Genomic DNA, 18,355 nt, shown 5'->3' on the forward strand with positions numbered 1-18,355 from the left:
GGCGCGCCGTGCAACCTTCCTCCCAGCTCACGGGTCTCCACGCTGTACGTCCGCCCGCACAGCGCGAAAGGTTCCCGTGCGCCAGAAGAGTCTCGTCGCCGCCCGGACCGGTGGTGCCATGTCCGCCGTCGTCCTCGGCAGCCTGTTGGTCGCCGCCCCGCCGGCGGCAGCCGCCGACGTCACCTGCTCGACCAACGTCTACAAGCGGACGTTCTACAAGAACGCCTCGTTCTCCGGCTCCCCGGTGCGGACCGACTGCGACAGCACCATCAGCCAGAGCTGGTCCGGCAGCCCGGTCTCCGGCGTGCCGTCGGACAACTTCGGTGTCCGCTGGTCGGTGACCCGCGACTTCGGCTCCGGCGGCCCCTTCACGTTCACCGCCTCCGCCACCGACGGTGTCCGCGTCTACCTGGACGGCGACCGCAAGATCGACCTGTGGAAGGGCACCGGTGACACCGCCCGCTCCACGAGCGTCAACCTCACCGTCCCCTCCGGCAGGCACACCCTCCGCGTCGATTACGTGAACTGGACCGGCGCAGCGAAGGTCGCGTACACGTACGCGCCCCGGACTTCGGCCACGTACGACAAGACGAAGCCACTCGCCCCCACCGGCGTGCAGACCGCCTACAACACCACGACCCGCAGGACGACCGTCTCCTGGTCCGCCAACAAGGAGATGGACCTGGCGAGTTACTCCCTCTACCGCCGGCCCGTCGGCTCCAGCACCTGGACGAAGGTCACCACGACCACCGCCCGAAGCCACACCGACCCCCTCGTGAACCCCGACGATCGCACGCCCTACTACTACGAGGTGCGCGCCAGGGACAAGGCGGGCAACACCTCGTCGGGCAGCACGGACACCATCGTCCGTCCCCTGCCCGTCGTCACCTCCCTGACCGGCACCTACGACAAGGCGACCGGCAACGTCACCCTGAAGTGGCCCCTCAACACCGAGCCGCACTTCGACCACTACACGGTGCTGAGCAACGACAAGGTGGACGGCTCCTACGTCTGGGTCCCGCTCGGCACCACCATGGGCAACACCTGGACCACCGGCCCCGTCACCGCCGACGGCAAGACCCGCCACTACCGCGTCCTCGTCACCAACGACGGCGGCACCACCACCTACAACCCGAGGTGGCTCGACGCCGACGCCACCAACGAGCTCTGGCTCGACATCCCCGACGGCATCGCCCCCGCCTACGCCCCCGATCTAACGCTGGGCTCCTGCGCGAGCGGCATCCGGGCGACGGCCACCGACAGCACGCCGCCCCCGATCAGAGACTTCACCGGCTTCGAGATCGAGCGCCGCGAGGCGGGGACGGACACCTGGTCGGTCGTCCTGCACCAGGGCTACGACCCACGCCTCGACCCCGCCACGGCCGCCGTCTGCGACCCGCTGCCCGCCGACGGGCGCACCCACGAGTATCGGGCCCGCACCTATGACGCGGCCGGGAACTACTCGCCGTACAGCGAGATCCGTGCCGTGACCATGCCGGCCGGCTGACGGGCACGGGGAACACGCGACCTCATCAAGGGGCCTTCGGCATGTGCCGGCTCGGCATTCCTGGTGGTGTAGGCACACTGAGTGCCTGGGGGTGGCGGAGGCAAGGCGAATGCCCGGCGGCTCTTTCGAGCTGCCGGGCCTTCGTGGTGAGGCGTGGTGCTGTACGCAAGTTCGCCAGGACGACAGGGGATCGGGACCACAGGGAACCAGGGGGCGTGCTCCCGGGCGGGGGCTAGCGCTGGAGGCGGGTGAACGGTTCCGTCGGGGACTTGTCGGTGTCGTCGGTGTCGTCGGTGTCGTCGGAGCAGTCGGCGGTGGCCGGCGCGGTCGTCGTGTCCGGGGCCGTGTCCGCGAGCGGGCGGTGGCGGCAGCTGGGGGACTTGCCGTGGGCCTCGGCGTGGATGCGCTGCTTCATCGTGGGGGGCAGGGCCCTGGCGCGGGACCAGGACCAGGGGGACATCGCCGGCACCGTGATCTGCGGGGTGCTCGTGCCGCTGTTGCGCGTGGTCTCGGTCTGCGGTACGGCCGCGGCGGCGGTCGTGGTGATGAGTCCGAGCGCCGTGCACAGCGCGAGGAAGGCGGTGACGACGGTGGTCCACAGCTTCATGACCTTGGTGCGGGCCATGGCCCCTCACTTTCGGGTTGGGCGATTTGCGTACTTTCCTCATGATGTGTATGAGGGTCGCGAAGTGGTGGACCGACGCCCGTGGCGCGTCGATGTTCAGATGAACACCACCCGGATGGGTGCAAGAGGGCCGAAAACGTGGAAAGACGGGAGGAGAGCGGACAATCGTCGCCCTCCGTGGAGATGTGATCACCCTCCGATCGGAGCGGTGCCCTCCGCTTCGATCGCGGTGTTCCGGACGCGAGTTGAGGGCCGACGCAGGTCACCGATCGATATCGATCGGTGTGTATAGTCGGGCGCCAGAGGTCCCCTACGTCAAGGAAAGACGAGGTCGCGCGGTGAAGAAGCTTCTCCTGGTCGCACTGGCCGCCATCGGCGGGCTCCTCGTGTACCGCCAGATCCAGGCGGATCGCGCCGAGCAGGATCTGTGGACGGAGGCGACTGACTCCGTGCCCACGGGTTCGTGAGTACCGACATCCGATTCTGAGCAGACCCCGGCCGCTCCGCGGTCGGGGTTTCGTGTTTTGTCAGCGTTGTCTTCGGGGCTCCTGTCGCTGCTGTTGTCCTGTTGTTGCCGGGGCTTTTGTCACCCGTTGTCTCTTCTCTTGCCACGGTCGTTGTCTGGGCTCTTGTCAGACTTGTGTGGGCCGGGGCGCGTATCGGTCCTGTGGATTGCGCGAAGGACGCGGATGGCGGGCGGTCCGGCGGGGCAGGATGGGCCACGGTTCCACGGTCCGGGGCAACGACGAGGGGTGGCGCGTGAGGGGACGGCGGTGTACGGCGTGGGGGCGCGCGAGGGTCTGGCGCGGTCGTCCGTCGGCGCCCGTGCGCCTCGGGGTCGTGGCGGTGGTGCTGAGTACGACGGCCGCTCTGCCGGGGCACGCTGTCGCCGGGGGAGCCCGCGCAGCGGCGGAGACGACGGGCCGGTACGCCTTCGCCGAGGACGCCCAGCGGATCAAGGGCGCGAGAGGCACCGCGGACGCCGTACTCCTGAACCCCGGCAAGACCTACAAGAGCTCCCTCCCGGGCAGCGGCAAGGTCTACTACCGCCTCGAACTCGACGGCACCTCGAACGCGTACGTCTCCGCCACCGCCGTCCCCGCCCCCGGCAGTACGGTCCGAGCGATCGACGGCGTGAGGGTGTCCGTCCAGAACGGCGACGGCCGCTCCTGCTCCCTCGACACCGCGAGCTTCGGTGCCGCCGACAGCCCGCACCCGGTCACGGCCTGGGGCATGCGGGAGATCTCCCCCACGCGGGCGCTGTGCCGGGAGGCCGGCACGTACTACGTGTCCGTCGAGCGCGCCGGTCCCGAGGACGAGGGTGTCCCGCGTGACCCGTGGGACCTGGAACTCGCCACCGTCTCGGAGCCGCGTCTGAGCAAGGCCGGTGCGACGAGCGCGCCCGAGGTGTGGAACTCCGCCTCGCCCCAGCACCTCGCGGGCGAGGCCCAACGCCGCCCGGGCGGTGCGGGATTCTCCAGCGCGGCCTTCCTCGGGCACGGCGTGTGGCGCGACGACATCCGGCCCGGCCAGACCCTCTTCTTCAAGGTGCCGGTCGACTGGGGCCAGCAGCTGTACGTCACCGCGGAACTGGGCAGCAGCTCGAACACCGCCGGCCGGGGCTCTGCCGCCAGTGCGTTGGACCTGGAGCTCTACAACCCCGCGCGAGGTCCCGCCGAGGACGTGCGCGTCGCCTACGACGGCGGTCAGAAGTCGGGCAGCCTCGCTCCTCTGCCGCCGGTCGACCACGCCAACCGTTACGCGGTCGCCGACCGGGTCAGCGCGATGCGGTTCGCCGGCTCCTACTACCTCGTCGCCCACCTCGCGGAGAAGGTGGCCGACAACTTCGGGGACGGGCCGGTCCCGCTGAAACTGCGCGTGCGGGTGAGCGGTGCGGCCCGGTCCGGGCCCGACTACGCCGGAGAGCCCGTGCCCCAGGACGTCTTCCGGGTCACGGAGCGGGACCGGGAGCTGGCCGCCGAGGGCACGTCCGCGGGCGGCGACACCGCGATGAAGGCGGTCGCCGTGGGCGGGATCGGTACCGGGAGTGTGCTGCTGGTGGGGCTCGGGGCGTGGGCGGTGGTGGCTCGGCGGAGGGCTGGGGCCGCGTAGACGGGGCCTCGTAGATGGGCCTCGTAAATGGGCCTCGTAAATGGGGGCCTCGTAGAGCGGACCGTTCCCTTTCAGGTGCGGGTTCAGATCCGGGTCAGGGCCCAGAAGCCCACGGCGTAGCAGGCGAGGGCCAGGAGGAGCACCGGGATCGCCACCTTGGCCGGAGGGCCGGTACGACGGCGGTGGCGCCGGTCTGCGCGGTGCCGCGTAATTCCCTGCGCCGCGATCCCCTGCGCCGCGATCCCCTGCGTCGCGATCCCCTGCGCCGAGATCCCTTGCCCCGAAAATCCCTGCGCCGACGGCGGAACCTGCGGGACCTGGGCGGTGTACGAAGCAGTAGAGGCGTCAGCGCGGTGCTGTGGCGCCGGGGTCATGGCCTGGTCGGGATACGGCGGCGAGGCCGGGTGCGCGTGCGGTCGGGGGGAAGACAGCGGATGAGTGGGGTCATTGGGGGAGACGTAGGCCGGCTGGTGCTGTGCGCTGTGGTGGGCGTGTGCCTGTGTCTGCGCCGGTGTCTGTGGCTCGTGTGGTGGAGCCTGGTGCGACTGCGGAGCGGGCGGAGGGGAGGAGGTGACCGTGGCCTGGGGAGGCGGCAGGTGGAAGCTTCCGGTGTCCGACATCGTGGGCGGCCGCACCGGGACGGACGGCGTTGGCGACGGGCCTGTGTCCTGACGCGGATCGGGTGGTACGACGCCTGCGCCCGAACCGGTCGGCGTGACCGCGGTGCCTGGCCGGTGGGATACGGAGCCGGTGCCGGACTCAGACTGTGGGGATGCCGGGCCGGGGCCGGGAACGGGCCCTTGGGAGACCGAGCCGGTGCCGGGGGCAGGCCCTTGGGGCGCCGAGCCGGTGCCGGAGAGAGGCCCTTGGGGCGCCGAGCCGGTGCCGGGGGCGGCACCCTGCCGGGAGGCCGGAGTGTCCGTACCCGACCGGGATGGACCGGCCTCGTTGCCGGTCCCAGAGAACTGCCCCTCGTCAGCCCCGAGATTCTCCCGCTCGTCAGCCCCGACGTTCCGCCTGCCCGACCGGGATGACGACCCCGCCCACACCCCGGAGGGGGTCCTCCTCGGATCCAGTCCCGACGCCGGTTTCAACGGGCCGTCGGGGCCGAACCCCGAGGGCAGCGGGCCGAGTTGGTCGAAGATCTCGATCAGCTCGTCGTCGGGGCCGGGCTCGGGGAGGAGTTCCGCGGCCGCGGAGAGTGCCTTGCGCGCCCCCGTGGCCGTGCGGAACCGAGCCTGCGGGTCCGGCTGCAGCAGTGTGGCCACGACCTGCCACAGCGGTTCGGGGATGCCCTTGGGCGCACCGGGCGTCCCGTGCTCGGCGAAGTACTGGACGAGCGCCTTGCTGTCCGGCTTGGCACCCTCCAGCAGGTACAGCGCGACCAGCCCCACGGCGAACAGGTCGGCGGGGAAGTCCGGTTCGGCGCCCATCAGTTGCTCGGGAGCGAGATAACCCGGCGTCCCCACCACGAGGTTGGTCTCCGTCAGCCTGGGCTCCCCGAGCCGCATGGCGATGCCGAAGTCGGACAGCCGCAGCCTCGGCCGGCCCGTACCGGTGGCTTCCAGCAGCACGTTGGCGGGTTTGACGTCACGGTGCACGACACCTTCCGCGTGCACCGCGGCGAGCCCCGCCAGGAGCTGGTCGAGCAGCGTGCAGACGAAGGCCGGCGGCAGGGGGCCGTAGTCGCCGACCAGGTGGACCAGCGAGCCGCCGGCGACCAGGTCCATGGTGAACAGGACCTTGTCGTCGTCGGCGGCCCAGCTGGTGGGAGCGAGCACATGGGGGTGGTCGATGCGCAGGGCCTGTTCGCGGACGAAGCGCAGCAGTGAGTGGGCGTCGCTCTGCAGCAGGACCTTGGCGGCCACGTAGCGGCGCCGGCGGTGGTCCCAGGCGCGCCAGACGGCGCCGACGCCGCCGCGTCCGATCGGGTCGGCCAGTTCGTACCGGCCGGCGAAGACCTCACCCATGGCTGTGCGTCGCTCCTCCCCCTGCTCTCGCCCCCCGCGCTCTCCCCCCTTGCTTCCCCCTCGACGAGCGATACGACTCCCCCTCACGCCGATCCGTCCTCGGTGCCGGACACGCCCCCACGTGTCCGCCCTCGGTCCGGCGGCGGCCCCTCGCGTCACGGCGCGCCCGGCTGCCGAACCCCCTTCGGTAGCCGGGCGGTGGGATCAGCTCTGGTGGGACTGGTAGTGGGCGACCGCGTCGGAGGTGCGGCCGGCGCCGTACACGCGGAGGAACTCGGCCAGTTCGGGATGGGTCGGGGCGAGGGTGTCCGCCGCCTCTATGATGTCGCCCGCGGCCGCCACCGAGCGCAGCAGCGACTGGATCTCACGGACCACCCGCTTGACCGTGGGTGCGCCCGAACTGCTCGTCGTCTGCGCGGTATTGCTGAGCACCGAGCCCCCCTGCGACTTCTTGATCTCCTCCATGCGCTCGGTGGCCTCGGCGGCGCTGACGCTGCCGTCCGCGACCTGCGCCGCGAGATCCTGGAGCAGCTGCACCCGCTGCACCACGGCCGGATTGCCGATCTTCGCCCGCTGGCCGCTCATCAGCTGCGACAGCATCGGTGCGGACAGTCCCAGTACCCCCGCCAGGCGAGCCTGGTTGAGACCAAGATCGTCGATGAGCCTACGGAAGAGCGCCCCCAACGGCTCCCCGTACCAGTTCCGCTGCAGTTCCCGCGCTCTTGCGGTGGCTTCCTGCTGTGCGGCGTCCATTGCGTCTCCCCATCGCTTCCCCAAGTACGGTGGTTCGCTGTAGCGAACCACGCCGAGCATCTTACGGAGAGTGGTCGGCGACGGGGACCCCCAATCTTTTTGCGGAATCCCGGGGGTGACCCGGTACTCTGGTCTCCGGCGCCCGCCGGGACATGGTTCTTCCGGGCGGACGTTCCCCTTCCGGGGCCTTAGCTCAGTTGGTAGAGCGCTGTCTTTGCATGGCAGATGTCAGGGGTTCGACTCCCCTAGGCTCCACTGCGACACAGCCCCTCTGACCTGCGGAAACGTAGGCCAGAGGGGCTGTTTGTGTTCAGAAGGGGTACTCCGTCCGCGAGGGAGAGGGTGGCACCGCACGCGAGATGGTCCAGCAGTGGGTCAATGACCTCTCGGCCGGCAGGCCGGCCCCGCACGGCCCGAAGGACCCGAAGCCGCGGACGAAGTACAAGCCGAAACGGTCGCTGACCAGCACGGCCTGCTCCACGCGTTCCTCCAGGCCGCGGTCGACGCCGGCCCCAGCTCCGGGCGACGAACCTGTGCGGCAGCACGCGTCTGCCATGCCTCGCCCAGTGAAGAGGCGAGGAAGAGATGGTCTTCCTCGTGCGGGAGGAATACACGTGGATCTACGAGTGCCTGGCCGAGGACGCGAAGGAGCTGGCCGATGCGCTGGCTGAGACGGGGCCCGATGAGGTGAGACCACGACTCTCCAGCCTCGTGACCTGCGTCGCCGTAACGGACGGCCTGCCTTCCGCATCCAGCGCGCCTGGAGGCGAGCTGGGACGAGGACGGGAAGCCGTACCTGGGCGCGGCCAGGACGGAGGAGAGCCGCAGGACCATCGTGATCATCCACAGGCTGGACCGGATGCTTCGCCGTGGGGCCGCGGGCAAGACGCCGGACGAGCTGATCTTCACCGGTCCTGAAGGGCGACCGCTGGGCCCGCGGTGGCGCGGACGGAGCGGCGCAGCAGGGCGGCGTCGCGGCTCCGCGCCACAGGTCGGACCGGCACGACCGCCCCTTCGAGCACACTCGATGGCCTTCTTCGTCAGCGCCCCATCTTCGTCTTCCGGCAGTTCACGCGACACCGCGTGTGCTGGTCCAAAAAGCGAGGAAGTGGCCGTTACCGGGAGCTTCAGCCGGTCTTCTACGCCCCGGCGTAGACCGCAAGATCGGCGGGAGAGCCGGATTCAGCAGGATGCAAGTGGGTCTTTTGTTCCGGCCCGACAGTGTTTGTGCAGGCAGGAAGATGACCGCAGCACTGCCCCGGTGATGTGGGTCGACGCCCCGCTAGGCGTCAGTGGTGCGCGCCCCCAGCCGTGTCTGCCGGCTGAGGAGTTCGGCCAGGCCCTGGCGCGTCGCGGCCAGTACCACGCGGTCTTCGGGCCGTAGGACGTAGCCGGGGTGCAGGTCCCATACGAGTCCGCCGGAACGGTCGGCGCCGTGGTGCGCCGGTGTGGCGGCGAGGTCCGGCAGCCGCTCGTCCGGCTCTGCCGTGTCCAGCGCCAGCACCCGCCACGCTCCGGGACGGAACGACTGGGCGATGGTGCGCCCCTCCAGCTGCGGATGCCCGGCGACACCGAGGGCGGCGAAGAGCAGCACGCGGCGTTCGACGGGTATGGCGCCGAGGATCTGGCGGCCCATCATGGCCCCGGCGAAGGCGGGGGCCGCGAGGCTGGAGACGCTGCGGCTGCGGGTGAGGGCGCGCGGGTGGGCGGTGCGCAGGGTGCGGTAGACGGCGGTGGCGAAGGCGTCGTCGTACAGCCGCAGGGCCACCCGCAGGTCCGGTGTGAGGGAGCGTGCGTACAGGGCGGCTTCCAGGTTGGTGGTGTCGTTGCTGGTGAGGGCGAGCAGGGAGTGCGCGCGGTGGATTTTGGCGGCCTCCAGCACGCCCTCCTGTGTGGCGTCCCCGAGGACGGTGGGGACGCGCAGGCGGCGGGCGAGCGGTATGCCGCGTGCTTCCGGGTCCTCTTCGACGCACACCACGGGGATGTCGAGTTCCCGCAGGCGGGCCAGCACCCGGGTGCCGACCTTGCCCAGGCCGAGCAGGACGACGTGGCCGGACAGGCCGCGGGGTGGTCGGCGCAGCGCGGAGGCGGTGCGGAAGGTGCCGAGCGCCTCCAGGACGGCCGCGAGCAGTACGGGCATGAGCAGCAGGCCGGCCAGTCCGGTGAGGAGTTGCAGCACCTGACGTGCGGTGGGCTCGTCGAGCGCCGGGTCGCCGATCGCGAAGAGGTCGAGCAGCGTGAGGTAGGCGGCGTGCAGCGGGTGGTCGCCGGTGGTCAGCCAGGTCGCGACGGCCACGCCCAGGACGCAGGCAACGAGCCCGGCCAGTGACCAGCGCAGTCGGCGCGAGAACAGGGAGCCCAGCGGCAGTCCGCGCCGTGCGAGCCGTCGCGGTGCGGAACCGGGGGCGGTGTGTGTGACGGCTTCGAGGACCACGGTGCCGCGGCCGGTGGCGGCGGCGACCGTGTCGTCGTCCGGGAGCAGGATGGGTGCTTCCCGGCCGCTGGCGTCGGATCCTTCAGCGCCCGCCGGGTCGTTGGTGGTCGATGACAGCAGGGCGAGGGTGCACAGGCCCGGATCGGCGACCTGGCGGTGGCCGGGCGGAGTGCGTTCCACGGCACGCAGCAGCAGCCCGTCGGCCTGGACGACTTTGCTGGTGCCCGCGACGGCGGTGGCCGCGAGCGCGGGCGCCGCGGTGTCCGCATCCGACAGGACGGTGGTGGAGGTGTCCAGGGCCTCGGGGTCCAGGCCGGGGACGGCGAGGGCGGCGGCCTGGTCGAGGAGTTCCTCCAGGTGCTGGCCGAGCTTGCGGTTGTAGAGCCGGATGACCAGGCGCAACCGGGGGTTGAGGCGGCGGGCGGCCAGCGCGGCGTGGATATTGGTCTCGTCGTCGTCATGCACGAGCGCCAGCGCGGCGGCCTCGCGCACGCCCGCCTCGGCCAGGGCGGCTTCGTCGAGTACGGCGGCCTCGACGATGTGAGGCGCGCTGGTGGTGCCGGAGTTGGCCGAGTCCTCCGTGCGGTTCATGGCGGCCTGTATGCGGCCGAGCAGCGCTGCGGCGCGCGTCCGTCCATGGGTGGTGCCGTGTTGCCGCGAGGGCGGTACGACGAGAGTGACCCGCTCCCGGTACACCGTGGTGAGCTCGGCGGCCAGCCGCTCGGCGAGCGCGTCGTCACCGCACACGATCATGTGCCCCGGACGCGGACGCGGCACGGCACGCGCGGGCTGGGGAAAGGTGATCACGTCGTACGGCACCCCCGGCTCAGGTGGGGGAGAAGCCGCGCAGGGGCGTGTACCACCCCATGGACCACTCTGAAGACCATCAAGAGCACCACGTCCGGAACCCCCGTTCGGCGAAAGCTTCTCCGCCTTCTTCCGTCAAGATCGCCGACCAGGCTTCCCGGCACACCGCTCGGAACGGTACAGGCTTCTGACGCTGCGTCACAGCGCGTTGACAGGCCCACGGGCCGCTGACCGCCGGACTGTGCGGAGCACGGCATTAAATCCGCGTAAAGATTGCCGGAATCAGGCAATGTCCTGGCCGGTATCCGCGTGTGACGATGCGTGCAACGACGGGGGAAGGCAAGGAGAGGCGGTGTGCGCGGATGGCCTGGTTTCTGGGGCTCGGCATTGCGGGGGTCGTCCTCCTTGCCTTGTCGTTCGTTCTTGACGGCGTGCTCGAGGGACTGCTCGACGGTGTCGCCGTTCTGGACGGCATCGTCGACGGGCTGCTGTCGCTGCCGGTGATCGCCGGGTTCCTGGCCATGTTCGGTTTCTCCGGGGCGATCGCCATGGGAACCACCGGTCTGGGCCCACTGGGGGCGACGGTGATCGGGGTGCCGGCCGGTGTCCTCACCGGCTGGTTCGCCTACCGCCTCAGCCGGGCTCTGATGCACGACTCCTCAGGCGCGGTTCCGCGTGACGACGACCTGATCGGCGCGTCCGGCTCGGTCGTGACCGCGATCCCCGCCGACGGCTACGGCGAGGTGCTCGTGCACCTGGCCGGGCAGCCGGTGAAGCTCTCGGCGAAGTGCCCGGTCGCCATGGCCCGGGGAGCCGAGATCTGGGTCGAACAGGCGCTGTCGCAGTCCGCGGCGTCCGTCCGTCCGGTCGAACGCTGACCCGGCGGAGCCGCCCACCTCTTCCGGCACTGGCCCAGCCGTGCCGTTTTCATCCACACACCCTTACCGAATGCCGTCCTCAGGGAGGGCTGAGGGGACAACACCATGAGTTCTGTTGCCATCGCGGTGGGAGGAGTCGTCGTACTCCTCGTGCTGATCGCGCTGGTCGTCGTCAGCCGGTACAAGGTCGCCGGGCCGAGCGAGGCGTTCATCGTCACCGGGCGGCGCGGCAAGAAGGCCACCGATCCGGAGACCGGCCGGGTGTTCACCGACAACAGCGGGCAGAAGGTCGTGGTCGGCGGCGGCGTGTTCGTCGTGCCGTTCGTCCAGCAGAAGTTCACTCTCGACCTGTCCTCCCGGCACATCCCGGTCGCGGTGCGCGGCGCGGTCACGCTGCGCGGCGTCAAGGCCAACCTGGAGGGCGTCGCGATCGTCAAGGTCGGCGGCACCGAGGATGCCATCCGGGCGGCGGCCCAGCGGTTCCTGATGCAGCAGGACGGCATCGTCGGCTTCACCCAGGAAGTGCTGTCGGGTGCGCTGCGCGCCATCGTGGGCCGGATGGCGGTGGAGGACATCATCCGCGACCGCGCGGCCTTCGCGGGCCAGGTGGCGGAGGAGGCCGAGGCGAGCCTGTCCGGGCAGGGCCTGGTGCTGGACGCCTTCCAGATCCAGGACATCACCACCGAGGGCTCCTACCTGGAGGACCTGGGCCGTCCCGAGGCGGCCCGCGCCAAGCAGGAGGCGGACATCGCCGAAGCCGAGGCGCGCCGGGCCGCCGAACAGGCCCGCCTCAAGGCCGAGGAAGAGATAGCGGTCGCGCAGCGGACGCTCTATCTGAAGCAGGCCGAGATCAAGGCCGAGACCGACCAGGCCGCCGCACGCGCCAACGCGGCCGGACCGCTGGCCGATGCGGCCCGGCAGCAGGAGATCCTCGCCGAGCAGGAGAAGGTCGCCGAGCGGCAGGCCGCCCTGACCGACCGCCAGCTCGACACCCAGGTCCGCAAGCCGGCCGACGCCCAGCGGTACGCCGCCGAGCAGGAGGCCGAGGCCAGGCGGGTGGCCCGGGTCAAGCAGGCCGAGGCCGAGCGGCTGGCGGAGATCGCGGCCGCGCAGGCGGAGGCGGAGCGGTCCCGGCTGACGGGTGAAGGCGAGAAGCAGCGCCGTAGCGCGCTGGCTGAGGCGGAGGCCATCGAGGGCCTGAAGCAGGGTGAGGCCGAGCGGTCCCGGCGTGCGGCGATCGCGGAGGCGGTCCGGCTGGAGGGCGAGGCCGAGGCCGCGGCGATCGGTGCCAAGGGAGCGGCCGAGGCCGAGGCGATGGAGAAGAAGGCCGATGCCTTCGCCCAGTACGGGGACGCCGCTGTGCTGCAGATGCTCGTCCAGGTGCTGCCGCAGGTCGTGGCCAAGGCGTCCGAACCGCTCAGCGCCGTCGACAAGATGACCGTCATCTCCACCGATGGCGCGAGCCAGCTGTCGCGCACCGTCGCCGACAACGTGGCCCAGGGCATGGAACTGCTCAGCTCCACCACCGGCGTCGACCTCGCAGAGCTGCTCAAGAGCATCACCCGGCGCGACGGCGGAGCCCATCCCACGACCACGACGGCCGCCGAGGCCAACGGAAAGATCCAGATCGGCTGAGACACATCGGCTGGGACACATCGGCTGGGACGTCGGCTGAGAGACACAACGACCAGTCAGCACAGGGGCCCGCGCGGCGTCGAGCCGCCGGGCCCCGAACTGGGCCATCGCGGCAGACAGCGCTGCCGATGGCTCAGAGCACTCGCCGTGTCGTGTGCCGGATGCGGTACCGGCGCCGCCGCCGTCGGGGTGGCCGCGCTCGTCGACTCCCGCCGTATCGGGCGTGCCGTGCCACCCATGCGTTCGGTGAGGTCCTAAGCGGAGGCGGCCGCGCGGGTCTGCCACTCTGGTCGGCTGTGCGCAGCGAAGGCGCTGGTGGAGCATCGCAATCAAGGAGGAACGTGTGACGCGGTCAGCCATGCCCGACGAGTACTTGGAGGGCTATGCCGGGATCCTGGCCGACGTCTGCGCCACGGGCCGCCGCCTGACCCGGGAGGAGCTGGAATCCCTGCGCGCCCGGGGAGAACGCGCCGCGGAAGCCGGCCTGGGACTGCGTCTTCTCGTCCGCCGGCATCTGTCCGCGGCCCGGGAGCTCTCCCCCACCCTGTCACCTGCAGCTACCGACCGTGTACTGGCCGCCGTGGAGCAGGCGGTGGACGCCTTCGCTGAAGGATACGAACGGTCCCAGAAACTCGCGGTGCGGCAGGAAGAAGCCGCGCGACGGGAGTTCATCGACGATCTCCTCTACGGCCGCAGTGATCTGGGCCGCCTGGCCGAGCGGGCCGAACGCTTCGGCCTGCTCCTCTCCCGCGCCCACGCGGTCGCCGTCGCCCAAGGCGCCACGCCGGTCGACGACACCCACCCGGCGACCCGGCAGGTGGAGAGCGCCCTGGTCGCCCGGTTCGGAGAGCGCCGCATACTGCTCACCACCAAGGACGGCCGCCTGGTCTGTATCGCGCCCGGTGATCAGGACGATGTGCTCGCGTTCTTCGCCAAGCAGGCACACGCGGCCACCGACGGCGGCCGGGTCGCCCTCGGCCGCGCCCATTCCGGAGCCGGCGGGGTCGTCCACTCCTACGAGGAGGCCCTCAACGCCCTCGATCTGGCTGACCGCCTGCACCTGGAGGAGCCCGTGCTGCGCTCCGCCGACCTGCTCGTCTACCCGGTCCTCACCCGCGACCGGCAGGCCATGGCCGACCTCGTACGCAGCGCCCTGGGTCCGCTCCAGGCGGCACGCGGTGGTGCCCAGCCCCTCCTGGACACCCTCACCGCGTACTTCGACTCCGGGTGCATCGCGGCCGAGGCGGCACGCCGCCTGCGCCTGAGCGTGCGGGCCCTGACCTACCGCCTGGAACGCATCCACAAGCTCACCGGCACCAACCCGGCCGACCCCGTCCACCGCTACACCCTGCAGACCGCCGTCATCGGCGCCCGGCTGCTGGGCTGGCCAGGCAACGAGGTCTGACCACGCTCGCCAAACAGGACAGGGAAGCCGAGGCCTCCCAGGATCACCGCCGCGGTGATGGGCAGGGTGACCCCGATGCTCTCGCCGTAGCCGTAGCGGAAGCGCAGTGGCGGCTTCGGTGAGCCCGCCGGCGTCAAGTGCCCATCGAGATCCCGGCCGCTCCCCTACCCGCGGGTCGTGCCCACTGAGCTTGCTCCGTGCGATGCCGGCACGCCGCTGCGTGCTTGCCCAGGCAGCCGTACATGCCGATGCCCGTGTCGACAGGAAGCGTTCGTCGAGTACGGCGGCGAGGTCTTCGAGTGCGGCGGCGAGCACCGACGCCGCGAGCCGGATACCCGCGTGTTCCGACCGCCGCGCCTGCTCGGCCAGGGCGGCGGCGTAGCCGATCGTCCGGGCCGGCGAGGTGTCGCCGGGGCCGTCGTGGAAGTAATAGGACTCGGGGTACTGGGTGAAGTCCACACAGACCCGGTCGATCTCGCAGGCGAGTCCAGCCTGCCGTGTCACCAGTCCACCCGGGCCGTCACCACCGCTGGACCTCGGAGCTCACCCTGGATGCACCCTGCTCCGGGACAGTCGTCACCGTCCCGGAGCGGGGTGGCACGGAGAATGGAGGCCCCCGTTCCCGTGCGAGGCAGCTACTTCAGGTACACGATCCCGTCCGTCGTGATGGCGGGACGTCCCGACGTGCCGACGACCACGATCTTGACCGTGTGCTTGGCGCTGGAGGACCAGGTCTTGGTCCAGATGGCGTCCCGGTACTTGGTCGTCGAGGACTTCAGGTCGACCGTGGCCGTCTTCGTACCGTCGACGTACACATGGGCCTGGCCGGAGGTGGAGGCCCGGGACACCACCCAGGCGACCGATCGGCCGGTGAAGGTCCAGGTAAGGGAGGCGTTCTTGGACGAGCTGGAGTACGACTTGCCGCCCAGGTAACTGGTGGAGGACTTGGTCGTCCACGTGCCCGACTTGACGGCCGACGTCTCCTGCAGGATGACCGGGGTGCGGGAGACCGTCGCCGAACCGGTGTTGCCCGCCTGGTCGTGCGCGGTCATGGACCAGCCGGTAGCCGTGCCTGACTTGGCGGTGCGGTTCGCGCTGGTGGTCGTGGGGCCGTACGTCGCCGTGGTCGGCGCGGTCAGCCTGACCTCCTTCAGTGCCGCGTTGTCGGAGGCCTTCCAGCTCAACTTTACGGGGACGCCGGTGGTGTTCACCGTTCCGGTCCGCAGGGCCAGGTTCGGCTTGGTGGTGAACGTCGGGGCCGTGGTCTCCGCGGCGACCGTGACGGCCGCGGACGTGGTGGTGCTGCCCGACTGGTGCGTGGCGCGCACCTGTACCTGATGGGTGCCTGCCGCCAACGTCGCCTTCGCCGAGGTGGCGCTGCCCGCGACCGTGGCCGCGGTCTTGCCGTCGACGAGGAGCTCGTGCTCCGAGATCAGCGACGACGGCGTGGTGGCCGTCCAGTTCACCGTGATCCCGGCCTTGGTGTAGTACGTCGTGCCGGACAGGCCGGCTCCGGTGACGGACTTGATCCCCAGACCGGTGACTGGACCTGAGGCCCAGCTGCGGACCGTGGCCAGCTTGGCGTAGAGCTGGTCGCCGGGGCACTGGGTGTTGTAGCCGTCGCGGTGGCCGTGGATGGTCGGGAAGCTCAGCTGGGCGCCCTTGGCCCAGGTCTTGCCGAAGTAGTTGCGGCCGCTGTCCCCTGCGGTGAGGGTCGTGGTGCCGTTCGGGCTCACGCCGTACTGGCCGAGCTTCCAGGCGGCGATCTTGGCCACCGACACGAGAGCGGCGTCACCCGGGGTGACGTCCGTATAGGTGCCGAGGATCGAGATGCCGGTGGTCTCGGAGTTGAAGCCGTAGGCGTGGGCGCCCATCACCGGCAGGTCCACGCCGCCCTTGCGGCCCTCGTAGACGGTGCCGCACTTGTCGACGAGGAAGTTGTAGCCGATGTCCTTCCAGCCCAGTTGCCTGACGTGGTACGCGTAGATCCCCCGGACGACGGCAGGAGCGTCGGCGCAGGTGTAGTCATTGGACTCGGCGGTGTGGTGGACCACGACCGCCTTGACCTTCCCGCCCGGCAAGTAGCTCGGTTCTTCGGGGCTGATGGACTCGTCCGCACCCCATGCGGCACGCGACGTGATCGTCGGGCGCGGCGCGGTGGACGGCGGGGCCGTGGGTCCGGTGGCGCTCGGACTCGTGGACGGCGAAGACGATGAGGTCGTGGGCGACGGGGTCGTGGGCGAGGCCGGTGGCTCGCTCGAAGACGCCGGGGCCGTCGGGGTCTGGGACTCGGTGGGGTCGGCGGTGGCATCCTCACTCGCGGAGGCGTCCGTGGACGGTGGCTCGCTCGTCTCCGCGTCACTGGCTCCCACTGACGGTGTCTCATCCGGAGAAACATCAGCGCGGAAGGCCGCCGGTTCCATGCCGCCCGCCGTGCCCTTGCCGGGGTCGACCATGTCCAGGCGCAACCCGGCGGGCAGGGCGCCGGATGTCTTTCCGCCCGCGGTCACGCGGACTTCCACGCCGTCCGACGGCCCTACCCAAGCGGGTTCGGTGCCGCCGCGCCGGGCGGCACTGTCGCCCTGTCCGCTGTCGCTGTCCAGCCGAAGCCAGTTGGACCACTGCCTGGATCCCACGGCCCGGGTGCGCGCCTCGATGGTCCCCGTGACGCGAGCCGAGGGGTCGGTCCAGGTGACGCCGAGCATGCTGAACGGCTCGGTGTCCTGCTGGGCCAGAACGGCACGGGTGCCCTGGTCGGCGGCCTTCAGCGGGACCGTACGGGCATGGGTCTTCACCGGGCGGGGTTTGCCGTCGCTGCGGGAGCTGTCCGCCGGTTGGCCGTCGCCGACATGAATGACGAGTGCTCCAGTAAGCCCGGCCGTGGCCAGGGCAGCCGCACCCCAAAGATATCGAGGTCTACCCATATCGGATCCGTGACGTCCTTCGATGAGAAAGCGAGAACAGGTGGAGCGCCACGCCGACAGGCAAAGCGACCGCATGGGAGACTCTCGGCGCCGGTCATGGGTTGTGCGACCGATCCGTGAATTTCTGGTGTCCTCCTCACTGTTGACGGACCAACACCTGCGGATCTTTCCGAACTGGAGAAGTCGAGGCCCTCTCCAACCGTACGGAGACTCCACGATGTGGGTGAACATGGGAGAACAGGGACGGCTCGCTCACTACCGAACTCACCGCGGGCCCCATCCCTCGTGGAGGCTACGCGGACCGGCTTCGAGCAGTTCGTCGAGCTCAAGCAACGTCCCTCGGGCGGCTACTCCTACATGCTGCCGCTGAAGGCCAATGGCTCCTCTGACGAGATGGGAAGCGAGACGGCGGCTATGAGCGGACCCTGGCAGGGAAGAGAGCGAGCACGCGGAGCCATGTTGGCCCTGGCAGTGTGCGCTGTCACTTCGGTGATCACTCTTGTATGGGTCGAGCACCGGACGCTTTTGCTCTGGGTCCTTCTGATCATTGTGGTGCTGGCGATCCAGCAGCTGTTCCAGGGCTTGCGGGAAGCCAGACGTCCACCCACCGAAGGCAGGGACTAGGTGTGCTGTTCGGCCAGGCTGCCACCGCACGCTGTCCCTTGTGCTTTGATCGCGAAGGTACGCCGGGGTGACCTCGGCGTGCACCAGCGATGGGCTTCCGGTACCCGCATCGTCATCTTTGGCCGTGGGTGGCTTACGGGCGGGTTGCGGCTCGGTGAAACAGCTGGGCGGTGAGCACGCCGACGAGGAGCGCCCAGGCCAATGCGGAGACACCCGCATGGCCCCAGCCGAGCAGGACGATGGCCGCTGCCGCTGTGGCTTCCGCGGCCACGGCCTTGCGGTCTGCGGCGAAGGCCAACTCTTGGCGGGCACTGCCGGGATGGCGGAGTTCGCCGAGTGCGGCCTTGATGACCAGGACCGCGCTGACGATCACGGGCGCAAGCAGCGACGCGTCGGCGGCCATCAGCACGCCTGCTCGTCCTGCGGTTCTGCTGCCGTGAGGGTGGGGATGCCGCGTTGGTAGATGTCCGGGATGCCGTCGGCATCCGCGTCGAGGTTCTCCTCTTCGCACAGGCGCCGATGGATGGCGTTGCGGCGGCGCAGCAGCACCGCCGCGAGGGCGGCCGAGGCCAGGGAGCCAATGAGGACGACGGCCTTGACGTGCTCGCCGGTAACGGCGCCGGGGAAGGCGAGTTCCCCGATGAGCAGGGCGACCGTGAAGCCGATACCTGCCCAGTAGGG

At 70.5% G+C, this 18,355-nt stretch carries 13 protein-coding genes, 1 tRNA gene and 2 pseudogenes; 9 read left to right on the forward strand and 7 right to left on the reverse strand.

Translation table 11 applies throughout. The features are described 5' to 3' along the window. Positions 1–76 precede the first annotated feature (76 nt). On the forward strand, positions 77–1,507 hold the full coding sequence (locus ACYVMZ_RS17815; protein WP_461080661.1) for a PA14 domain-containing protein: 1,431 nt from the start codon (positions 77–79) through the stop codon (positions 1,505–1,507). Between the two features lie 232 nt (positions 1,508–1,739). Here ACYVMZ_RS17815 and ACYVMZ_RS17820 read toward each other — a convergent pair whose 3' ends face one another. After that, a complete protein-coding gene (locus ACYVMZ_RS17820; protein WP_461080663.1) occupies positions 1,740–2,132 on the reverse strand; it encodes a DUF6344 domain-containing protein in 393 nt (130 codons plus the stop codon). A 338-nt stretch (positions 2,133–2,470) separates the two neighbouring features. Between ACYVMZ_RS17820 and ACYVMZ_RS17825 the strand changes: the two genes are divergently transcribed. Next, on the forward strand, positions 2,471–2,599 hold the full coding sequence (locus tag ACYVMZ_RS17825; protein ID WP_003999697.1) for a DLW-39 family protein: 129 nt from the start codon (positions 2,471–2,473) through the stop codon (positions 2,597–2,599). 247 nt (positions 2,600–2,846) lie between these two features. Further along, positions 2,847–4,244: a hypothetical protein gene (locus ACYVMZ_RS17830; protein WP_461080665.1), complete on the forward strand. Its 1,398-nt coding sequence runs from the start codon at positions 2,847–2,849 to the stop codon at positions 4,242–4,244. An 83-nt stretch (positions 4,245–4,327) separates the two neighbouring features. On the opposite strand, the gene ACYVMZ_RS17835 is transcribed toward ACYVMZ_RS17830, so the two are convergent. Beyond that, the gene (locus ACYVMZ_RS17835) at positions 4,328–6,214 is read right to left on the reverse strand and encodes a serine/threonine-protein kinase (RefSeq protein WP_461080667.1); all 1,887 of its coding nucleotides are present in this window, start codon (positions 6,212–6,214) and stop codon (positions 4,328–4,330) included. Positions 6,215–6,418: 204 nt separating this feature from the next. Then, on the reverse strand, positions 6,419–6,967 hold the full coding sequence (locus ACYVMZ_RS17840) for a helix-turn-helix domain-containing protein (RefSeq protein WP_461080669.1): 549 nt from the start codon (positions 6,965–6,967) through the stop codon (positions 6,419–6,421). A 182-nt stretch (positions 6,968–7,149) separates the two neighbouring features. On the opposite strand from ACYVMZ_RS17840, the gene ACYVMZ_RS17845 reads away from it, so the two are divergent. Both ACYVMZ_RS17845 and ACYVMZ_RS17850 read left to right on the forward strand, forming a co-directional pair. Beyond that, positions 7,150–7,222, forward strand: a tRNA-Ala gene (locus ACYVMZ_RS17845). Between the two features lie 740 nt (positions 7,223–7,962). After that, positions 7,963–8,116 (forward strand): annotated as a pseudogene (locus ACYVMZ_RS17850) (FAD-dependent thymidylate synthase); the annotation flags it as partial. A gap of 133 nt (positions 8,117–8,249) precedes the next feature. On the opposite strand, the gene ACYVMZ_RS17855 reads toward ACYVMZ_RS17850, so the two are convergent. Continuing rightward, entirely contained in the window at positions 8,250–10,154 is a 1,905-nt protein-coding gene (locus ACYVMZ_RS17855) for an NAD-binding protein (protein WP_461080931.1), read from the reverse strand. A 416-nt stretch (positions 10,155–10,570) separates the two neighbouring features. On the opposite strand from ACYVMZ_RS17855, the gene ACYVMZ_RS17860 reads away from it, so the two are divergent. The 3 genes from ACYVMZ_RS17860 (at position 10,571) to ACYVMZ_RS17870 (ending at position 14,126) form a co-directional block, all read left to right on the forward strand. Continuing rightward, entirely contained in the window at positions 10,571–11,086 is a 516-nt protein-coding gene (locus ACYVMZ_RS17860) for a hypothetical protein (RefSeq protein ID WP_461080671.1), read from the forward strand. A 105-nt stretch (positions 11,087–11,191) separates the two neighbouring features. Further along, a complete protein-coding gene (locus tag ACYVMZ_RS17865; RefSeq protein WP_461080673.1) occupies positions 11,192–12,721 on the forward strand; it encodes an SPFH domain-containing protein in 1,530 nt (509 codons plus the stop codon). 358 nt (positions 12,722–13,079) lie between these two features. Then, entirely contained in the window at positions 13,080–14,126 is a 1,047-nt protein-coding gene (locus tag ACYVMZ_RS17870; RefSeq protein ID WP_461080933.1) for a PucR family transcriptional regulator, read from the forward strand. A gap of 635 nt (positions 14,127–14,761) precedes the next feature. On the opposite strand, the gene ACYVMZ_RS17875 is transcribed toward ACYVMZ_RS17870, so the two are convergent. Continuing rightward, positions 14,762–17,050 carry a peptidoglycan recognition protein family protein gene (locus tag ACYVMZ_RS17875; protein ID WP_461080675.1) on the reverse strand — a complete coding sequence of 763 codons (2,289 nt, stop codon included), beginning with the start codon at positions 17,048–17,050 and terminating at the stop codon, positions 14,762–14,764. A 285-nt stretch (positions 17,051–17,335) separates the two neighbouring features. Between ACYVMZ_RS17875 and ACYVMZ_RS17880 the strand changes: the two genes are divergently transcribed. Continuing rightward, entirely contained in the window at positions 17,336–17,674 is a 339-nt protein-coding gene (locus ACYVMZ_RS17880; protein ID WP_461080677.1) for a hypothetical protein, read from the forward strand. 133 nt (positions 17,675–17,807) lie between these two features. Here the strand turns inward: ACYVMZ_RS17880 and ACYVMZ_RS17885 are convergent, their stop codons facing one another. Beyond that, on the reverse strand, positions 17,808–18,077 hold the full coding sequence (locus ACYVMZ_RS17885; RefSeq protein ID WP_461080935.1) for a hypothetical protein: 270 nt from the start codon (positions 18,075–18,077) through the stop codon (positions 17,808–17,810). Then, a pseudogene (locus ACYVMZ_RS17890) lies at positions 18,077–18,346 on the reverse strand (Na+/H+ antiporter NhaA); the annotation flags it as partial. The pseudogene ACYVMZ_RS17890 and the gene ACYVMZ_RS17885, both read right to left, overlap by 1 nt. Positions 18,347–18,355: the final 9 nt, after the last annotated feature.

Source organism: Streptomyces deserti, assembly GCF_054782695.1.

Excerpts from the sequence above, each read along its gene's own strand:
- ACYVMZ_RS17840 (WP_461080669.1), bottom strand. The coding sequence starts at position 6,967 with ATGGACGCCGCACAGCAGGAAGCCACCGCAAGAGCGCGGGAACTGCAG.
- ACYVMZ_RS17870 (WP_461080933.1), top strand. The coding sequence starts at position 13,080 with ATGCCCGACGAGTACTTGGAGGGCTATGCCGGGATCCTGGCCGACGTC.
- ACYVMZ_RS17835 (WP_461080667.1), bottom strand. The coding sequence starts at position 6,214 with ATGGGTGAGGTCTTCGCCGGCCGGTACGAACTGGCCGACCCGATCGGA.
- ACYVMZ_RS17875 (WP_461080675.1), bottom strand. The coding sequence starts at position 17,050 with ATGGGTAGACCTCGATATCTTTGGGGTGCGGCTGCCCTGGCCACGGCC.
- ACYVMZ_RS17820 (WP_461080663.1), bottom strand. The coding sequence starts at position 2,132 with ATGGCCCGCACCAAGGTCATGAAGCTGTGGACCACCGTCGTCACCGCC.
- ACYVMZ_RS17830 (WP_461080665.1), top strand. The coding sequence starts at position 2,847 with ATGGGCCACGGTTCCACGGTCCGGGGCAACGACGAGGGGTGGCGCGTG.
- ACYVMZ_RS17860 (WP_461080671.1), top strand. The coding sequence starts at position 10,571 with ATGGCCTGGTTTCTGGGGCTCGGCATTGCGGGGGTCGTCCTCCTTGCC.
- ACYVMZ_RS17885 (WP_461080935.1), bottom strand. The coding sequence starts at position 18,077 with ATGGCCGCCGACGCGTCGCTGCTTGCGCCCGTGATCGTCAGCGCGGTC.
- ACYVMZ_RS17855 (WP_461080931.1), bottom strand. The coding sequence starts at position 10,154 with ATGATCGTGTGCGGTGACGACGCGCTCGCCGAGCGGCTGGCCGCCGAG.
- ACYVMZ_RS17865 (WP_461080673.1), top strand. The coding sequence starts at position 11,192 with ATGAGTTCTGTTGCCATCGCGGTGGGAGGAGTCGTCGTACTCCTCGTG.